The 16112-nt window shown below is 55.2% G+C and carries 17 protein-coding genes; 5 read left to right on the forward strand and 12 right to left on the reverse strand.

The window, feature by feature from the left end; all coding sequences use genetic code 11:
* Positions 1-250: 250 nt before the first annotated feature.
* Positions 251-952, forward strand: a complete 702-nt coding sequence (locus tag DSD31_RS20160; protein WP_004858508.1) for a DUF2076 domain-containing protein — start codon at positions 251-253, stop codon at positions 950-952.
* On the opposite strand, the gene DSD31_RS20165 is transcribed toward DSD31_RS20160, so the two are convergent.
* Positions 949-1407, reverse strand: coding sequence for a YaiI/YqxD family protein (locus DSD31_RS20165; RefSeq protein ID WP_004858502.1), 459 nt, complete (start codon positions 1405-1407; stop codon positions 949-951). The genes DSD31_RS20160 and DSD31_RS20165 overlap by 4 nt on opposite strands.
* 116 nt (positions 1408-1523) lie before the next feature.
* On the opposite strand from DSD31_RS20165, the gene proC reads away from it, so the two are divergent.
* A complete protein-coding gene (gene proC / locus DSD31_RS20170) occupies positions 1524-2333 on the forward strand; it encodes a pyrroline-5-carboxylate reductase (RefSeq protein ID WP_004858499.1) in 810 nt (269 codons plus the stop codon).
* 75 nt (positions 2334-2408) lie between these two features.
* Here the strand turns inward: proC and psiF are convergent, their stop codons facing one another.
* The 7 genes from psiF to DSD31_RS20205 form a co-directional block, all read right to left on the reverse strand.
* A complete protein-coding gene (gene psiF / locus DSD31_RS20175) occupies positions 2409-2729 on the reverse strand; it encodes a phosphate starvation-inducible protein PsiF (protein WP_004858496.1) in 321 nt (106 codons plus the stop codon).
* Between the two features lie 91 nt (positions 2730-2820).
* Complete coding sequence (gene phoA / locus DSD31_RS20180; RefSeq protein ID WP_032724335.1) at positions 2821-4251, reverse strand: alkaline phosphatase; 1431 nt, start codon at positions 4249-4251, stop codon at positions 2821-2823.
* An 87-nt stretch (positions 4252-4338) separates the two neighbouring features.
* Positions 4339-4599: an anti-adapter protein IraP gene (gene iraP, locus DSD31_RS20185; RefSeq protein ID WP_004858488.1), complete on the reverse strand. Its 261-nt coding sequence runs from the start codon at positions 4597-4599 to the stop codon at positions 4339-4341.
* 229 nt (positions 4600-4828) lie between these two features.
* Complete coding sequence (gene idnR, locus DSD31_RS20190; RefSeq protein ID WP_004858486.1) at positions 4829-5821, reverse strand: DNA-binding transcriptional regulator IdnR; 993 nt, start codon at positions 5819-5821, stop codon at positions 4829-4831.
* 65 nt (positions 5822-5886) lie between these two features.
* Complete coding sequence (locus DSD31_RS20195; protein WP_015585052.1) at positions 5887-7176, reverse strand: MFS transporter; 1290 nt, start codon at positions 7174-7176, stop codon at positions 5887-5889.
* Between the two features lie 105 nt (positions 7177-7281).
* Entirely contained in the window at positions 7282-8046 is a 765-nt protein-coding gene (gene idnO / locus DSD31_RS20200) for a gluconate 5-dehydrogenase (protein WP_015585053.1), read from the reverse strand.
* A 179-nt stretch (positions 8047-8225) separates the two neighbouring features.
* Complete coding sequence (locus DSD31_RS20205) at positions 8226-9425, reverse strand: multidrug efflux MFS transporter (RefSeq protein WP_004858477.1); 1200 nt, start codon at positions 9423-9425, stop codon at positions 8226-8228.
* 303 nt (positions 9426-9728) lie between these two features.
* Here DSD31_RS20205 and ddlA point away from each other — a divergent pair, with 303 nt between their 5' ends.
* Positions 9729-10826 (forward strand): D-alanine--D-alanine ligase, encoded by a 1098-nt coding sequence (gene ddlA / locus DSD31_RS20210; protein ID WP_004858474.1) that lies wholly within the window; start codon positions 9729-9731, stop codon positions 10824-10826.
* A gap of 101 nt (positions 10827-10927) precedes the next feature.
* Here the strand turns inward: ddlA and DSD31_RS20215 are convergent, their stop codons facing one another.
* Positions 10928-11137, reverse strand: a complete 210-nt coding sequence (locus tag DSD31_RS20215) for a DUF2754 family protein (RefSeq protein WP_004858472.1) — start codon at positions 11135-11137, stop codon at positions 10928-10930.
* Between the two features lie 254 nt (positions 11138-11391).
* Here DSD31_RS20215 and DSD31_RS20220 point away from each other — a divergent pair, with 254 nt between their 5' ends.
* Positions 11392-11694, forward strand: coding sequence for a DUF2755 family protein (locus tag DSD31_RS20220; protein WP_113991274.1), 303 nt, complete (start codon positions 11392-11394; stop codon positions 11692-11694).
* On the opposite strand, the gene DSD31_RS20225 is transcribed toward DSD31_RS20220, so the two are convergent.
* The 3 genes from DSD31_RS20225 to DSD31_RS20235 all read right to left on the reverse strand — a co-directional run bounded on the left by DSD31_RS20225 (position 11691) and on the right by DSD31_RS20235 (position 14732).
* Entirely contained in the window at positions 11691-12818 is a 1128-nt protein-coding gene (locus tag DSD31_RS20225) for a DUF1615 domain-containing protein (protein ID WP_032724334.1), read from the reverse strand. The genes DSD31_RS20220 and DSD31_RS20225 overlap by 4 nt on opposite strands.
* 40 nt (positions 12819-12858) lie before the next feature.
* The gene (sbmA, locus tag DSD31_RS20230; RefSeq protein ID WP_004858462.1) at positions 12859-14079 is read right to left on the reverse strand and encodes a peptide antibiotic transporter SbmA; all 1221 of its coding nucleotides are present in this window, start codon (positions 14077-14079) and stop codon (positions 12859-12861) included.
* Positions 14080-14198: 119 nt separating this feature from the next.
* A complete protein-coding gene (locus DSD31_RS20235) occupies positions 14199-14732 on the reverse strand; it encodes an isochorismatase family protein (RefSeq protein WP_004858460.1) in 534 nt (177 codons plus the stop codon).
* A gap of 200 nt (positions 14733-14932) precedes the next feature.
* Between DSD31_RS20235 and ampH the strand changes: the two genes are divergently transcribed.
* Positions 14933-16090, forward strand: a complete 1158-nt coding sequence (gene ampH, locus DSD31_RS20240) for a D-alanyl-D-alanine-carboxypeptidase/endopeptidase AmpH (protein WP_004858455.1) — start codon at positions 14933-14935, stop codon at positions 16088-16090.
* The last annotated feature ends 22 nt before the right edge of the window (positions 16091-16112 follow it).

Below are 16112 nucleotides of genomic sequence, written 5' to 3' on the forward strand. Positions count from 1 at the left end.
GCGTAAAACAAACGTTACATTGCTCTAGCAAAACCTGCTCATCACAGGCAACAAAAGGATTTATCGCGTAAACCTATCATTGCATTAAGTGTGATTCCAGATTTACTTATTCAAAAAGATTATTTTTCAGCCGCTGGCTGGCGTAAACGGTAACACATTTATGCATAGCTTTACGCATCAACATATTTACAACATGGCATGTTCGGTCGCACTCTGACGCTAAACGACCAGTATGACAGAGGAAAGTACCATGCAATCTGAAGAACAACGCCTTATTGATGGACTGTTTTCCCGCCTGAAAGAGGCCGGAACGCAGAGCGCTTCGCGCGATGCCAGCGCCGAGGAGCGGATTGCGCAACACATCAAAGAGCAGCCCGCCGCGCCCTATTACATGGCGCAAACGATACTGATCCAGGAAGCCGCCATCAAGCAGCTCAACGATCGTATCCAGGCGCTGGAAAGCCAGGTGACGCAGCTACAGGCGGCAAAACCGAGCAGCGGCGGGTTCCTCTCCGGGCTGTTTGGCGGCGGTCAGAGCCGCGGCTCCGACCCCATTCCCGGGGCAGAACAATATGGTCGCCCTCAGGCCAGCGCACAGCCGCAGTATGCGCCGCAAATGCCGCAGCAAAACTATGCGCCGCAGGCGGCGCGCAGCGGCGGCGGCTTTATGGCCGGTGCGCTGCAAACGGCGGCAGGTGTGGCAGGCGGCGTGGTGCTGGGCAATATGTTGACCAATATGTTCAGCGGCTCGCATCCGCAGGAGATCGTCAATATTATTGAAGAAAAACCGCAGCCCGACCTCAACCAGACGCAGGAACTGTCCGGCGCGGAGGATCCGTTCCGTCAGGACGATAATCAGTTCCTCGCGGATAACAACACCTGGAACTCTGACTTCGACGCCGGGATGGGTAACGACGACGATTTCGGCGGCGATGACGACAGCTGGGTTTAACCCTGCGGGCGTTTTGTCTCTGACAGCCACTTCTCCAGCGCGGCGGCGAATTGTTGCCGATCGCGCTGCGACAAACTATCCGGGCCGCCGGTTTGTACGCCGCTGGCCCGCATCGTTTCCATAAAATCACGCATCGTCAGACGTTCGCGAATAGTCGCATCGCTGTAGCGCTCACCGCGCGGATTTAAGGCTGCGCCGCCCTTGGCCAGCACTTCCGCCGCCAGCGGTATATCGGCGGTAATCACCAGGTCGCCCGGTTCACACAGGCGGACGATTTCGTTGTCGGCCACATCAAATCCCTGCGGCACGCGCAGCGTGCGGATCACCCGCGACGGCGGCACCCGCAGCGGCTGGTTGGCAACCAGCGTCAGCGAGGTCTGTGTACGCTCGGCGGCGCGGAATAAAATCTCTTTAATGACGTTCGGACACGCGTCCGCATCAACCCAAATAGCCATTCCGGCTCCTGTCGACGAAAAAGGGAGGCATCATTGTCACCTGCTTTTGTCCCCCGGGGAAGCGCTGGAGTGATAAGCTAGAGAACTCACGACAAAATAAGCAAAGGGGAACGGTGATGGAGAAGAAAATTGGCTTTATCGGCTGCGGCAATATGGGTAAGGCCATTCTGGGCGGTCTGATCGCCAGCGGACAGGTGCAGCCTGGGCAAATTTGGGTCTACACCCCGTCGCCGGACAAAGTGGCGGCCCTGCACGACCAGTACGGCATCAATGCCGCGCAGAGCGCACAGGAAGTCGCTCAGGTCGCCGATATCATCTTCGGCGCGGTCAAGCCGGGGATCATGATTAAAGTGCTCAGTGAAGTCGCCTCCAGCCTGAATAAAGACTCGCTGGTTATCTCAATTGCCGCTGGCGTCACGCTCGATCAGCTGGCACGGGCGCTGGGCCACGATCGCAAGATCATACGCGCGATGCCGAACACCCCATCGCTGGTTAACGCCGGGATGACCTCAGTGACACCTAACGCGCTGGTGACCAGCGAAGAGGTCGCCGAAGCGCTGACGATTTTCCGCTGCTTCGGTCAGGCTGAAATTATCGCTGAGCCGATGATCCACCCGGTGGTGGGCGTGAGCGGTTCCGCGCCGGCCTATGTCTTCATGTTTATTGAAGCGATGGCAGATGCTGCCGTTCTCGGCGGTATGCCGCGCGCTCAGGCCTACAAATTTGCCGCTCAGGCGGTCATGGGCTCGGCCAAAATGGTGCTCGAAAGCGGAGAACATCCGGGGACGCTGAAAGATATGGTCTGCTCGCCAGGCGGGACTACCATCGAAGCTGTGCGGGTACTGGAAGAGAAAGGATTCCGCTCTGCGGTCATCGAGGCCATGGTCAAATGCATGGAAAAATCAGAGAAGCTTAGCCGCTCCTGATCCCCGCCTCGTGTCGATATCGGGTGAGGAGCCTCCTCACCCGTTTTTACCCCATCAGCTTCGACCCGCGCCCGCTTATCCCTGTTTCTTCAGGCAGGCACTCATAAACTTATTACGATCGTCCCCTTTCAGAGACTGCTGGGTCGCCTGACCGTTGCACTCGCGCATTTTTTGCTGCTGAGGCGTCAGCCCCTTACTTTCCGGCGCCGGCGCATCTTTCTTGAGGCACTGACTCATAAACGCTTTACGCTCATCCCCTTTCAGCGATTTCGACGAGGCCTCTTTGTTGCAGGTCGTCATTTTTTGCTGCTGGGGCGTGGGCGTTTTTTCCGCGGCATTCACCGCCGTCACAAAGATAAGACCAAAAAGCAGAGTTACCAACAATGTTATTTTCATCACACCATCCTTTTGTCAGTCAATCTCTGTAAGTCTGGTCGCTGATGGGAAAAAAACCAGCCGATGGCCACAATTCACCATCGGCGGCGGCTTATTTCAGACCCAGCGCGGCTTTCATGGTGTAGAACAGATCGGTCTGATCGGTTAAGCCCACCACGTTTGCGGCATGCGGACCGTAGGCGGCAATGCGCAGCTGCGTGCCGGTATGTTCCATCGACTCCTCTTCCGAGTTGCCGTAGCTAATGACCATCACCGAGCCGTCTTTGGTCGTCAGCGCCTGAGTCAGGCCCGGAGCTTTGGAATCGGCCGGAATAATCTGGCTGGCGTGCGCATGGTCAGCGGTGACAACGACCAGCGTGTTACCCTCTTTTTTGGCAAACTCCAGCGCTTTTTGTACCGCTTCATCAAGGTCGACGGTTTCGCCAATCTGACCGCACGGGTTCGCCGCATGATCCTGTTTATCAATGGAGGCGCCCTCAACCTGCAGGAAGAATCCTTTCTCGTTGCTGCTCAGAAGACCGATCGCTTTCTCGGTCATCTGCGCCAGCGTCGGAACGGAAGCGTCACGTTTGCCGTTCGGGGTGCAGGTTATCGCCGGCTTATCAATATTTCCGTGGTAAGAGGCTTTCGGCCCTTCCCAGCGCACCGGCATGTTGCCGTCGGCGAAAAGACCCAGCAGCGGTTTGCCCTGGTTGGCTTCGCTGACCGCGGCCAGCGAGCTGGCATCGGTGACAATCTGGTAGCCACGGGCAATGGCCTGCTCATGCAGCGTTTTGCCCTGCCATTCACCGGCCGTCGCGGTTTCGGCGAAAGTTTTGGCCCCGCCGCCTAAGGTCACGTCCGCGCGGGCATTCAGCAGCTGCTCGGTAATTGAGCCTTTACCGCCCTTTTCCAGCGCGTTGCCGGGACATTTTTCGCTGGTGACGCTCGGGCCATAGCATTTACGCGAAGTCACGTGTGCGACCAGCGCCGCTGGCGTGGCATCCTGCAGCTCTGCCGTGGAGACATTGCCGGTGGCAAACCCTGCGGCTTTCGCCAGTTCGAGGATGGTCTGATGATCTTTTTCATGGATATCAACCCCCAGCGCGCCGTTATAGCTTTTTACGCCGGTGGTCCAGGCGGTCGCGGACGCGGCGGAATCGGTGACGTAATCCGGTTTGCCGGTTTTCTTATCCAGAGAATAATGTGTGTACTGACCGGTCAGCGGCAGCGCATCAATGCCCTTAAAGAAACCGCCGGCGCCTTCGGCATAATTGCGCGCCGCCGTAATTTCAGAGTCGCCCATCCCGTCGCCAATCAGCAAAATAATATTTTTTGCGGGTTTGTTGATTAACGAAGCCTGCAGCGCGGCAGTTTGATCGCCGCTTAAGCGGCGCGCGCCGCCGGGCGTGGTGATATCGCCCTGAGCGGCACGATTTTCCAGAACCGGGGCAGCCGTGGTTTCTGCATGAATAACCGGGGAGCCCAGCAGAGGTAACAGGGCAATAAAGAGGGCGTTTAATTTCACTTTTGTCGTCTCCATGTAAAAATACTTAAAAAACAAAACGAGGGAGACTTTATAAAAGCGAGATGACAGTAAAATGACAGCATCCATGTCCTGTCAAAAGAACTAACTACGCGGATGCCGTAACAGCTTTTTTATATATTGCTGCAGCAGCTGAGCGTCGCGATCGTCCACCAGCGGACCGGGGCTCGCCTGCTCAATAGCGTGCTCAATATCGTTAATTAGTGCCTGCTGCGCATCCTGCGCCATATGGCGAAGCAGCGCCGTCACGACAACTTCCAGCGCCTCAACCTGCACCGTCAGTTCCTTCGCTTCTTCCTCCTTTTGCGCCAGGTTTACCAGTAGTTCAGCAATCAGATTCTTCACAGCACTGTATCCTTATGCGGGTTCCATTATTTGCTAGTTATGTCATACATTCGCCATCGGATACCAGTATTATTTTTTAAAAATGGTTGTTTATCTCTCAATATAATAAGCGAAACGTTTTGCTCATTCGACGATCGCCACCAGGAATAAACTCAAGGCAAGAACAATACCTTTCATAACTAAATTCAATAGATAATAATAAAAAAGAATATTGCTATTCCGGTAATAATTATAACGTATCGCCATAATATATCTGATAGGCCAAATTCACGCTATCTGGCGCGTCTTTCCCCGCCAGACGGGCAATCAGGATTTCACTCGCCGTTTTACCGATGTCATAACGAGGAGTAATGACGCTGGCGATTTTTTGCAGCCGCGCGCGACCAATTTCCAGCCCGTGGAAGCCGGCAATCGCTATCTCCTGCGGCACCGCAATGCCCTGCGCCTGACACTCCAGCAGCACGCCGACCGCCAGATCGTCATTGGTACAAAAAATCGCGTCGATATCCGGGTGCGACTGCTGCATTTGCAGGAACATCTGCCGGCCCAGCGCCACCGAGGAGATGGTACGCGGCGTGATGTGATACGCCTGCAGGCCACAGGCCGCCACCGCCTGTTCAGTCCCGCGGAAACGACTCACATCGCGGGGATCGTCCATCGAACCAAAAAAGGCGATTTTTCGTTTGCCGCTTTCGAGAAACGCATGAGCCATATCCCAGCCGGCTTTCTCGTTATCAAATCCCACCTGGATATCGAGCGGCTGCCCGCCGATGTCCATCAGCTCCGCGACCGGGATACCGCTGGCGCGGACATACTGGATCATGCGGTCAGTGTGCTGCTTGCCGGTGAGAATCAGCCCATCGATATTGTAGGAGAGTAAATTGAGCACTTCGCGCTCTTCACGCTGCGGATCGTAGCCGTAATTGGCAATCAGGGTCTGATACTGGTGGGCAGAAGTGACGGATTCAATACCGGCGAGCACATCGGCGAATATCTGGTTACGAAAGGAGGGAATCAGCACGCCGATGGTTTTACTGCGGGCATTGAGCAGAATCTCCGGCGCCCGGTTAGGAATATAGTTGTTCTCTTCCATGACCTTAGCGATCAATTCACGGCTACGCTGCGATACCTGGCCCGGGTCTCGTAAATAACGGCTGACCGTCATTTTATTAAGCCCGGCCAGGTTCGCGATATCCTGTAATGTCATCCGGTTGTTTTTCATCGGGTTCTCTGCGACAAACGACTCATATGCTCGCAGAGAACCTTACCACAGCAGCTTCGATTCTGTTAACCCGCAAGCTTTTTTGTCGTCATCAGCGCAGCCGTTCGATCGTCGTTGGCCCGCACGTTGTACATCAGCACCACCGATGCCAGCAGCGCAATGGCCATAAAGGTGTACGACGCGCCAGGCCCGCCCATGATGCCATTCAGATATCCCACCAGCCAGGCGCCAAGGAACGCACCGAGCGCGCCGAAGCTATTAATTAATCCCATCGACACCCCCGACACGTTGCGCGGCAGCAGCTCTGGGATCAGCGCGAAAAAGGGACCATACGGCGCATACATACAGGCGGCGGCGATAACCAGCAGCCCGTAGGAGAACCAGAAAGACTGATTGCCGATCATCCAGGAGCCGAAAAACGCCACGGCGGCAATCAGCAACAGCGGCCAGATGAACAGTTTACGATTCTGGAATTTATCCGACAGCCAGGAGACCGTCAGCATCAGACAAATCGCCGCCAGATAGGGAACCGCCGCCAGCCAGCCGACGGCAACGATATCCATCTGCGCGGCATTTTTCAGAATTGACGGCATCCACATCATGAAGCCATAAACCCCGATACTCCACAGCGCATGGACGGCGCACAGCATGATTACGTTTCGTGAACGCAGCGCCTCGCCATAGTTGCGCACCGGTTTGATATGGCTCTGTTCGCTATCCATCGCCTGTTGCAGAACCTGCTTCTCCTGCGCATTCAGCCAGGAGACTTCCGACGGTTTATCCCGCACCAGAATCCACCAGCAGATAGCCCATAGCACCGCCGGAATGCCTTCGATAATAAACATTTCCCGCCAGCCCCAGGACTGAATCAGGTAGCCGGAGACAATCGACATCCACAATACCGTCACCGGGTTGCCAAGAATCAGGAAGGTATTGGCGCGTGAACGCTCGGTTTTGGTAAACCAGTTGCTGATATAAATCAGCATCGCCGGCATCACCGCCGCCTCGACGATCCCGAGCGTAAAGCGAATAACCATTAACATCGGAATATTGCTGACAAACCCGGTGGCCGCCGCGCAAAAGCCCCATAATACCAGGCTGAAGAAAATCATTTTTCGTACGCTGCGTTTTACGGCGTACATCGCACCGGGAACCTGGAAAAAGAAATAGCCCAGGAAGAACAAAGCGCCAATCAGTGATGCCGTTCCTTTGGTAATACCTAAATCACTTTCAATACCGGCAGCGGCGGCAAAACCATAATTCGCACGATCGAGATACGCCAGACTATAGGTAATAAAAATTACCGGCATTAAATACCACCAGCGACGCGCTGGTAATTTCGCGAGCATTTGCATATGCCATCCTCAGATAAAGTGCATAATCAAACGGGGGGTCATTATTTTATATATTCATCAGCTTTTTGGCGGCCGACGTGCGGCCGCTAAAAGGCGATGCAGGACTCAAACGGCGGCAAGCATCCCGCCATCAACAAACAACAGATGTCCATTCACAAAATTAGCCGCCGGGGAGGCCAGATAGACCGCGGCGCCAATTAATTCTTCCGGTTTTCCCCAGCGCGCAGCCGGGGCTCTTTGATACAGCCAGGCAGAAAAATCCCGATCGTTAACTAATGCTGCGGTCATTTCTGTGGCAAAATAACCCGGAGCAATACCATTAACCTGAATATTATATTCAGCCAGTTCCACACACATTCCACGCGTCAGCATTTTGACCGCCCCTTTCGATGCGGCATACGGTGTAATAGTCTTACGACCTAATTCACTCTGCATTGAACAAATATTAATTATTTTCCCTGAGCGGCGCGTCATCATATATTTAGCCACCTGCTGAGAAACAAGGAAAACCCCTTTCTGGTTAACCTCAATCACCTGGTCCCATTCATCCTCAGGAAATTCGGTGAAGGGATAACGACGCTGGATCCCGGCGTTGTTAATCAAAATATCAATCGCCCCGATCTGCGCCTCAATCCGCGCAATGGCCTGTTCAACCTCGACGCTGCGGGTAACATCGAAAGCCACGCCCGTCGCACGATAGCCCTGCTCACGCAGCGCCTGCGCCGCGGCGTCTGCTTTCTGCTGCGTGCGGTCATTGATAATAATCTCGGCCCCATACTCCGCCAGACCTTCCGCCAGCAGATAGCCAATACCTCTGGCGGAGCCGGTGATCAGCGCGCGCTTGCCGGATAAATCGAATAAATTTCTCATAAAAACTCTTTTCCATGAACTGTTATGCGTAACTGTATACGCGTAACAGTTGTATTTTAAAGAGGGAAAAGAAGAGAAATGATCAATTTGTGATCAGTGCGACATTTACAGGAGACAGGCAGAAGATGGACATCTGAACGCGGCATTTACGCCCGGGCGTAAATGCCGCGAGAAAGGCGCTAGGCGGCGGTACGGCGACTGCGTTGCAGCATCACGGCCAGCTGCCAAAGGTTAATCAGCACGATAACTGCGGTTGCGATAAAGACCCAGCGAAAACCGGCCATTGCCGATACCGAAGCGCCAATCAGCGGCCCGACCACATTTCCCAGGTACATAAACGACTGGTTATAACCGAAAATACGCCCGGTCACCTTATCACTGCTGTATTTGAGCAGCAGAGTCTGCACCGCCGGCAACATTGCGCCATCGGCAAAGCCCAGCAGAAAACGCAAGACGCCCAGCTGCAGCGGGGTGGTGACGAACGACATGGCGAAAAACATCACCACCGCGCAGCACAAAGTGGCCAGCAGGATGCGCGAGGTTCCGATGCGATCGCCAAGTTTGCCTAAACGCGGCGCGGAGATCAGCGCGGAAACTCCGGGTACCGCGGCAATCATCCCGGCGAGAAAGGCGATATTGTTGCTGTCCGGCGCCATTGACTTGATAAACAACGCCAGTATGGGGCCGATAGAGCCATTGCACAGTTGAATGACCAGGGTTGTGAAAAACAAGCTAATCACCAGCCCAGGATAAGGTAGCGACGCCAGCACTTCCCTGCCGCTTAAGCGATCGGCCTTGCTGGTCTGCGGCCGGACGCCCTCTTTAATCAGAAATAGCGTGACAAGAAAACTGACCGTCAGCAGAATCGCGGTGATAAAAAAGACCGCCCGCAGCCCAACATGGTCGGCCAGGAAGCCGCCCAGTAGCGGCCCGCCGATAACGCCGCTGATTTGCGCCGTCGATAGCGTACTGAGCGCCCAGCCGCTGCGTTCCCGCGGTACCTGAGAGGCCACCAGCGCCATCGCGTTCGGAATATAGCCTGAGGTCAACCCCATTACCGCACGCAGGATAAACAGCTGCCAGACGTTGGTGGCGAAGGCCTGAAGCAGAATGGCAATCGCCATACCCAGCGAGGCGCGCAGCAGCATCAGCTTACGCCCTTTACGATCGGCCAGACTGCCCCACATGGGTGAGACAATAGCCGATACAAGGAAGGTGACGCTGAACGTCAGCCCCGACCACATCGATAACGCCTCGTGAGACGTCACGCCGAGCTGAGAAACATAAAGCGGCAAAAAAGGCAGAATTTGACTGATCGCCAGGCCGGTGAAAAAGCAACCAAACCAGACGGAGATGAGATTGACCTTCCAGGATTCCATAACTACACGTATTCATTAATTTTTTGTGAATTATTACCTAGCTTAGCAATTTCCACTCATCGACGTATTACCAGAGATGCGCTGAGCCTGAGTTTAGTGTTTTATCGCTCGATTAAATTTTTTGTCGAACATTATCAGGACCAACCGCCGCCCCTTCAGCGCGTTCTGCTGACCTGCAGGGTGCGCTGGACGGCAATCGAACAGCTTTTAGCCTGCCGCTTTCCAGGAGCAACATTCTGGCAGCCATGCGCGCATTGCACATGCTATGTTATGTGCTTTGTTGTCATCAGGATGGAAGTTGAAATGGCTAAGATGAGGGTTGGGATCGTTTTTGGCGGTAAGTCGGCAGAACATGAAGTGTCGCTGCAATCGGCGAAAAATATCGTTGAAGCAATTGATAAAACACGCTTTGATGTCGTTCTGCTCGGCATTGATAAACAGGGACTCTGGCATATCAACGATGCCGGTAACTATCTGTTAAACCCGCAGGATCCTGCCCGTATCGCCCTGCGTCCTTCCGACGTCACCCTGGCGCAAATTCCTGGCCGTGACGCGCAGCAGCTGATCAACGCCGACAGCGGCCAACCGCTGGCCGCCATCGATGTGATTTTCCCGATTGTTCACGGTACCCTCGGGGAAGACGGATCGCTGCAGGGCATGCTGCGCATGGCTAACCTGCCCTTCGTCGGTTCCGACGTCCTCGGGTCCGCCGCCTGTATGGACAAAGACGTCACCAAGCGCCTGCTGCGTGATGCCGGACTGGCGATTGCCCCGTTCATCACCCTGACCCGCGCCAATCGCCAGCAGTTCAGCTTTACGCAGGTGCAAGACAAACTCGGCCTGCCGCTGTTCGTCAAACCGGCCAACCAGGGTTCTTCGGTAGGCGTCAGCAAAGTCAACAGCGAAGAGCAGTACCAGCAGGCGGTCGCGTTGGCCTTTGAATTCGACCATAAAGTGGTGGTGGAACAAGGAATTAAAGGACGGGAAATTGAGTGTGCGGTGCTGGGGAACGATCATCCTCAGGCCAGTACCTGCGGCGAAATCGTCCTCAACAGCGAGTTCTACGCCTACGATACCAAGTACATCGACGATCAGGGGGCGAAAGTGGTGGTTCCTGCGGCCATTGCCAGCGATATCAACGATAAAATTCGCGATATTGCCATTCAGGCCTACCAGACGCTGGGCTGCAGCGGCATGGCCCGCGTTGATGTTTTCCTGACGGAAGAGAACGAAGTTATCATCAACGAAATCAATACGCTGCCAGGTTTTACCAACATCAGTATGTATCCGAAGCTGTGGCAGGCCAGCGGCCTGGACTACACCAGCCTGATCAGCCGCCTGATTGAACTGGCGCTGGAGCGCCATGCGGCAGACCGCGCGCTGAAGACATCCATGAACTGATTGTCTTTTCCCGGGTGACGGCGCGTGGCGCCTTACCCGGGCTATCTGAGACGCAGCGCCGCAATCCCGGCCACCTTCCCGCTACGGAGAACGCGTCCGGCCTAGGCTTCTTCCACCCCGGTCTGGCGGCGGCGGATAATCTTTCCTGCAATCCAGAAGCTAATCACCCAGGTCACCAGCCCGACGGCATAGGATTGCCAGCCTTGCGTTTCAAAGCCCAGCAGCCCCACCACGCCGTTCAGAATAAAAATTAATCCCAGCGCAAACGCGTAGTAATGCCAGTCACGGCGAATTTTTTCAGTGAGTTTCATGGCCCCTCCGACAACAAAAAAAGCATCTTCGCACAGCCGGAATCCGCGGTCTGTAGCCCCGGGGAGAATTATCACACATTGGGATATCGCTCTAAGTTCCGCAAAATGATCCGCCCACCCGCTCCCGGGTAGAAAACAGGAATATTCCTGGTCGTAAATTACCAGCAATCTGATACTGAGAACCCCTTCCCGCTGCCAGAATAATCGTTATGCCGCGATGCACACCAGCAGGTCAGTCAAGTTCGGAGGGTAAGATGGCTGAGTTCGCCTTTTCAAAATCACTTATTGCCGCTAAAAAAAGAAGTGCCATCACCCGCAGCAATATTGCCTATGCCCTGTTTGTGCTGTTCTGTTTCTGGGCCGGCGCGCAGATGTTAAGTATGCTGGTACATGCCCCCGGCGTTTTCGAGCACCTGATGCAAATCCAGGACAACAGCTCGCCCCGAATTAAGATTGAGCTGGCGGTGGGGACCCTGTTTGGTCTGATCCCCTTCCTGTTCGGCGGCCTGTTGATCGGCGTACTGGGGCTTATCCTGCGCTGGAGCGATAATCGCTAGCGACGCGCCATACAGCTGGCCCGCCTCTCATCAACGCGTTTCGCAAACCAGGCCGTGGTCAGATTGCGCGTAATTTTAGGGCTCTCAAGCTGAATCCCCGGCAGTATCTCCCGCGGCAGCGCTTTGCCTGCTTTCTTATCCGCCAGACGGAAAACCTGTTGGTACAGTTCGGTTTTTTCAAACGCCAGGCTGTCGCCTTTTTTCAACTGCCGGTGGATGTCATCATCGCTCATCGCCAGCTGCCCGGCTAAACGGCGTACCGCCAGCTCCGTCGTCCCTGCATCATCGCTATCATAACGAATTAAATCACCGTCCAGCGCCAGCTTCACGCCGCTCGCTTTACTGACGGCATTCTGAAACGCAGCATTGCGGCTGGCGTACCAGCCCGCGTTAAAATCTGCAAAACGGTACAGCGGCACGCTGTAGTTCGCCGGATAGTTGAGCAGGTGCCGGGTACCAAACCACAGGCCGCCGCGCAGGCTGAACACTTCCTGGCGCACGGTGCCGTTGATTTTCCACGGGTAGCCATCGGTATGCTGTTCGGCAAACGCAATGCTCACCTGCATTGGTCCGCCGGTATGCACCGGGTTAAGTGAACCGAATAACTTCTGCCCCATAGGCACCATGCCGATAAAATCGTCAAACACGGCGCTAAGCTGCTTTTCCGTTTTCACGTTATCCAGCCGCTCGCTGTAGCTTTTGCCGTTGGGTGACGGAATTTTCAGCGCCGTGTGCACAAGGAAAACCGGGATATGCATCTTCTCGGCCCGGCGGTCTATCTCTTGCCAGGCGATTTTGCTCAGCCCCGGCACCACCGGATCGGATTGATAGTTGGACTCCTGCTGCGCGACGGCCAGCACCGAACAGACGTTCTCTTCCGTCGGTGCCAGCTTCTGACTTTCGAAGGTTTTGGCAATCGCCTGCGCCCATTCATCCCTGTCCTTCACGCTGGCGGGCATTTTTTGCCGCACCACCGCGGCAACGTCAACGGGCTTTTCGCCCTCTTTCAGTACCGGCGCCGTGTTGCTGGTACAGGCGCTCAGAACAACCCCAGCCAACAGCGTCAGGGCGCAGGAAACTCGACGTGGTACCGCGGCTGCCCTGCACTTTCCTTGTCTTTGCATCATCCTTCAATCTGCCTCTGCTATGGGTGGGGATCGGTAATCAGTTTAGCGTCTGGGTAACAGGCTGCAGCTCTTTACCATCCAGTTCGCGTTCAAAACTACGCAGACGTTTGTAGATGGACATCAGTTCCACCAGCGTCGTCCACGAGCTAATCAGGTACTGGAACGAGCCGCGTACCTGGCCGAACACGTTGGTAATCTGCGTCATCAGGCCCAACGTAATCGTACCGGCAACGATCGACGGAAACAGCAGGAACAAACCGAAAACGTTATCCACCTGCAGATAAAGAATGCGGGCGATGTTGAAATACATGTAGTGGAAATAGAGGCGGAAATAGTTGCGACGAACGGCGCTAAACAGCTCGCGCACTGTCGGCGGCGTGGCGCGGGATTCATCATCTTCGCCATACACCAGCTCTTTACGATACGCCGCTTCCACGCGCTGGTTTTTAAATTCCAGCCCCGGCAGTTTGATCCCCACGACCGCCAGCAGGCCGGTCCCCATCAGTGACCACACCACCGCTGCAATCACCAGGCCATACGGCAGGTGACCTACAATCGGCAGATCCGGCACGTGTTCAGACAGCGTGACCAGCACCGGCAGGAAGGCAATCAGCGTCATCACGGCGTTGATAAAGCTCACGCCCATATCCTCAAGGGTAGAGGCAAAGCGCATGGTATCTTCCTGCACACGCTGAGCGGCACCTTCGATGTGGCGCAGGTGATGCCAGTGGGCCATATAGTGTTCGTTCATCGCCGTACGCCAGCGGAAAACGTAGTGGCTGACGAAAAAGTTGTTCATCACGCCAATTATCACCGCGATCACCGCAATGCCGAGGAACACGCCAATTTCCTGATAGAACTGGTTAATACTGACTTTATGCGGCGTGGCCAGCGCGGTCTGGATCAGATCGTAGAACGGCGCATACCAGGCGTTGATCGCGACCCCAACTTCCACCAGAAACCAGGTTACAAAGATGATCAAAGAGGTGCCGAGAATCGACCAGTATTGCCAGCGGTGTGGGCTGTAGGTAAACCAAAACAGCGCAAAAATGCCCACGCAGAAAACGTAGTAGGCATAAAATACCAGATAGTTCAGCGACCAGAATCGCGCAGCGCTGATGGCAACATTTTGTGATGCCCCGGTCAAACGCAGCAGCCAGTCGCCACCGCCCGCCTGCCAAAAGATCACTGCAAGCAGCGACCAGACAAAGGCAGAAAGAAAAAACGGCCCCGGTTTGGGGAAAAAAGATTTAAACATCATCTACTCCTGCTAACTTCTTTATCGTTCTGGCTATGCTGTGTACCACGAAAACGCCCGCCGCATCACTGTAGCAGCCTGGGGAGGGCGGTCGGATGATGAGACCAAATATCAGCAGCTTAGTTCGTCTGCCATTCGGCCAGAATTGTTTCTACGGATTTCACGCGTACGGGATTGCCGGGTACGGTTAGCGTACGCCAGACGTCGTTGTAGTGGTCAATCAGCGTTACGGCCTGCGCAGCCGGACGGTTCGCCGTGGTGTGCGCATCCTCAGCCACGGTGATGGCATAGCCGCGGCTGGCGCCGTTTTTGATGGTGGTATCGACACAGTAATCGGTCGCGCAGCCGCAAATCACGAACTGGTGGATTTGATGCTCGCTCAGTACCTGCTCAAGACGCGTTTTATAGAACGCATCGCAGGCGGTTTTGGTGACATAGAGGGCGTCTGCGGGGGGTTCCAGATCCGCCAGCAGCGCAAAGCCTGCACTCCCCTCTTCCAGACCGCCGTCCTCGGCATGCTGAATAAAAATCACGCGATCCGCGGCGCGAATCAGACGGTTAATATGCGCGACGCAGCGTTCGCGCTCAATACGCGGCGTCGCAAAGACGCCATTTTGCATATCTACTACCATCACCACTCGTTGAGCCGCCATGTTTCTCTCTCGTCACCCGATACATCAAACGCTCATCATACGCGCCCACCGGAGAAAGCGGATATCCGAAAGCATAAAAAAGTCCTTTTTACGCACGGTTACGTTTTTCTGCTAAATATTGTCGTTATTCCACTTCGTTCAGCCGCGCTTCGTAGTATAAATATGCCCTATATCTCTTCTTATCATTATGGATACCCCAGTTGAAACGTAGTCTGCTTATTTTTGCTGCGCTGTGTGCGGCGTCATGGACATCGGTCCAGGCAGCTCAACCGATCGTTGACCCGGAATTTGCCGCCAATGTGGTCGATCGTTACGCCAACCATATCTATTACGGTAGCGGTGCCACCGGCATGGCGCTGGTTGTTATTGATGGCAACCAGCGCGTGTTTCGTAGCTTTGGCGAAACGCGTCCGGGCAACAATGAGCATCCGCAGCTGGATTCGGTTATCCGCATTGCTTCGCTGAGTAAACTGATGACCAGCGAGATGCTGGTAAAAATGCTCGATCAGGGCGTCGTCAAGCTCAACGACCCGCTCAGTAAATACGCGCCGCCGGGTGCCCGGGTACCGACGTATCAGGGCACGCCGATTACGTTGGTCAACCTGGCGACCCACACCAGCGCGCTGCCGCGCGAACAGCCCGGTGGTGCGGCGCATCGTCCGGTCTTCGTCTGGCCAACGCGCCAGGATCGCTGGTCGTGGCTGTCGACAGCATCGCTGAAAGCGGCCCCGGGATCGCAGGCCGCTTACTCTAACCTCGCGTTCGATCTGCTGGCAGACGCCCTTTCTACGGCAGCGGGAAAACCCTATCCGCAGCTATTTGAAGAGCAAATCACCCGGCCGCTGGGTATGAAAGACACCACCTTTACCCCTTCACCGGATCAGTGCCGCCGCCTGATGGTCGCCGAGAAAGGCGCCAGCCCGTGCAACAATACGCTGGCGGCAATCGGCAGCGGCGGCGTCTACTCGACGCCGGGCGATATGATGCGCTGGATGCAGCAGTTCCTTTCCTCCGATTTCTATACCCGCGGGCAGCAGGCTGACCGTATGCAGACGTTGATTTATCAACGTAGCCAGCTAACACGGGTTATCGGTATGGATGTGCCGGGCAAAGCGGACGCTCTGGGTCTTGGCTGGGTCTATATGAAACCGAAAGATGGCCATCCGGGGATTATTCAAAAAACCGGCGGCGGCGGTGGATTCATTACCTATATGGCCATGAACCCGCAGGCAAATATCGGTGCCTTTGTGGTGGTCACCCGCTCATCGCTGACCCGCTTTAGCAATATGAGCAACGGTATTAACGATCTGGTCAGCGAACTCAGCGGCGGACAGCCGGCGCCGATCCCGGAGTCCTGATCGTCATCACGGCATGGGTTCC

The organism is Klebsiella sp. X13, assembly GCF_003323835.1.
Taxonomy (GTDB): Bacteria; Pseudomonadota; Gammaproteobacteria; order Enterobacterales; family Enterobacteriaceae; genus Klebsiella; species Klebsiella ornithinolytica.

What these genes read in the sequence shown, in the direction of transcription:
- DSD31_RS20160 (WP_004858508.1), top strand. Translation starts at nt 251, where the DNA reads ATGCAATCTGAAGAACAACGCCTTATTGATGGACTGTTTTCCCGCCTG.
- DSD31_RS20165 (WP_004858502.1), bottom strand. Translation starts at nt 1,407, where the DNA reads ATGGCTATTTGGGTTGATGCGGACGCGTGTCCGAACGTCATTAAAGAG.
- proC (WP_004858499.1), top strand. Translation starts at nt 1,524, where the DNA reads ATGGAGAAGAAAATTGGCTTTATCGGCTGCGGCAATATGGGTAAGGCC.
- psiF (WP_004858496.1), bottom strand. Translation starts at nt 2,729, where the DNA reads ATGAAAATAACATTGTTGGTAACTCTGCTTTTTGGTCTTATCTTTGTG.
- phoA (WP_032724335.1), bottom strand. Translation starts at nt 4,251, where the DNA reads ATGGAGACGACAAAAGTGAAATTAAACGCCCTCTTTATTGCCCTGTTA.
- idnR (WP_004858486.1), bottom strand. Translation starts at nt 5,821, where the DNA reads ATGAAAAACAACCGGATGACATTACAGGATATCGCGAACCTGGCCGGG.
- DSD31_RS20195 (WP_015585052.1), bottom strand. Translation starts at nt 7,176, where the DNA reads ATGCAAATGCTCGCGAAATTACCAGCGCGTCGCTGGTGGTATTTAATG.
- idnO (WP_015585053.1), bottom strand. Translation starts at nt 8,046, where the DNA reads ATGAGAAATTTATTCGATTTATCCGGCAAGCGCGCGCTGATCACCGGC.
- DSD31_RS20205 (WP_004858477.1), bottom strand. Translation starts at nt 9,425, where the DNA reads ATGGAATCCTGGAAGGTCAATCTCATCTCCGTCTGGTTTGGTTGCTTT.
- ddlA (WP_004858474.1), top strand. Translation starts at nt 9,729, where the DNA reads ATGGCTAAGATGAGGGTTGGGATCGTTTTTGGCGGTAAGTCGGCAGAA.
- DSD31_RS20215 (WP_004858472.1), bottom strand. Translation starts at nt 11,137, where the DNA reads ATGAAACTCACTGAAAAAATTCGCCGTGACTGGCATTACTACGCGTTT.
- DSD31_RS20220 (WP_113991274.1), top strand. Translation starts at nt 11,392, where the DNA reads ATGGCTGAGTTCGCCTTTTCAAAATCACTTATTGCCGCTAAAAAAAGA.
- DSD31_RS20225 (WP_032724334.1), bottom strand. Translation starts at nt 12,818, where the DNA reads ATGCAAAGACAAGGAAAGTGCAGGGCAGCCGCGGTACCACGTCGAGTT.
- sbmA (WP_004858462.1), bottom strand. Translation starts at nt 14,079, where the DNA reads ATGTTTAAATCTTTTTTCCCCAAACCGGGGCCGTTTTTTCTTTCTGCC.
- DSD31_RS20235 (WP_004858460.1), bottom strand. Translation starts at nt 14,732, where the DNA reads ATGGCGGCTCAACGAGTGGTGATGGTAGTAGATATGCAAAATGGCGTC.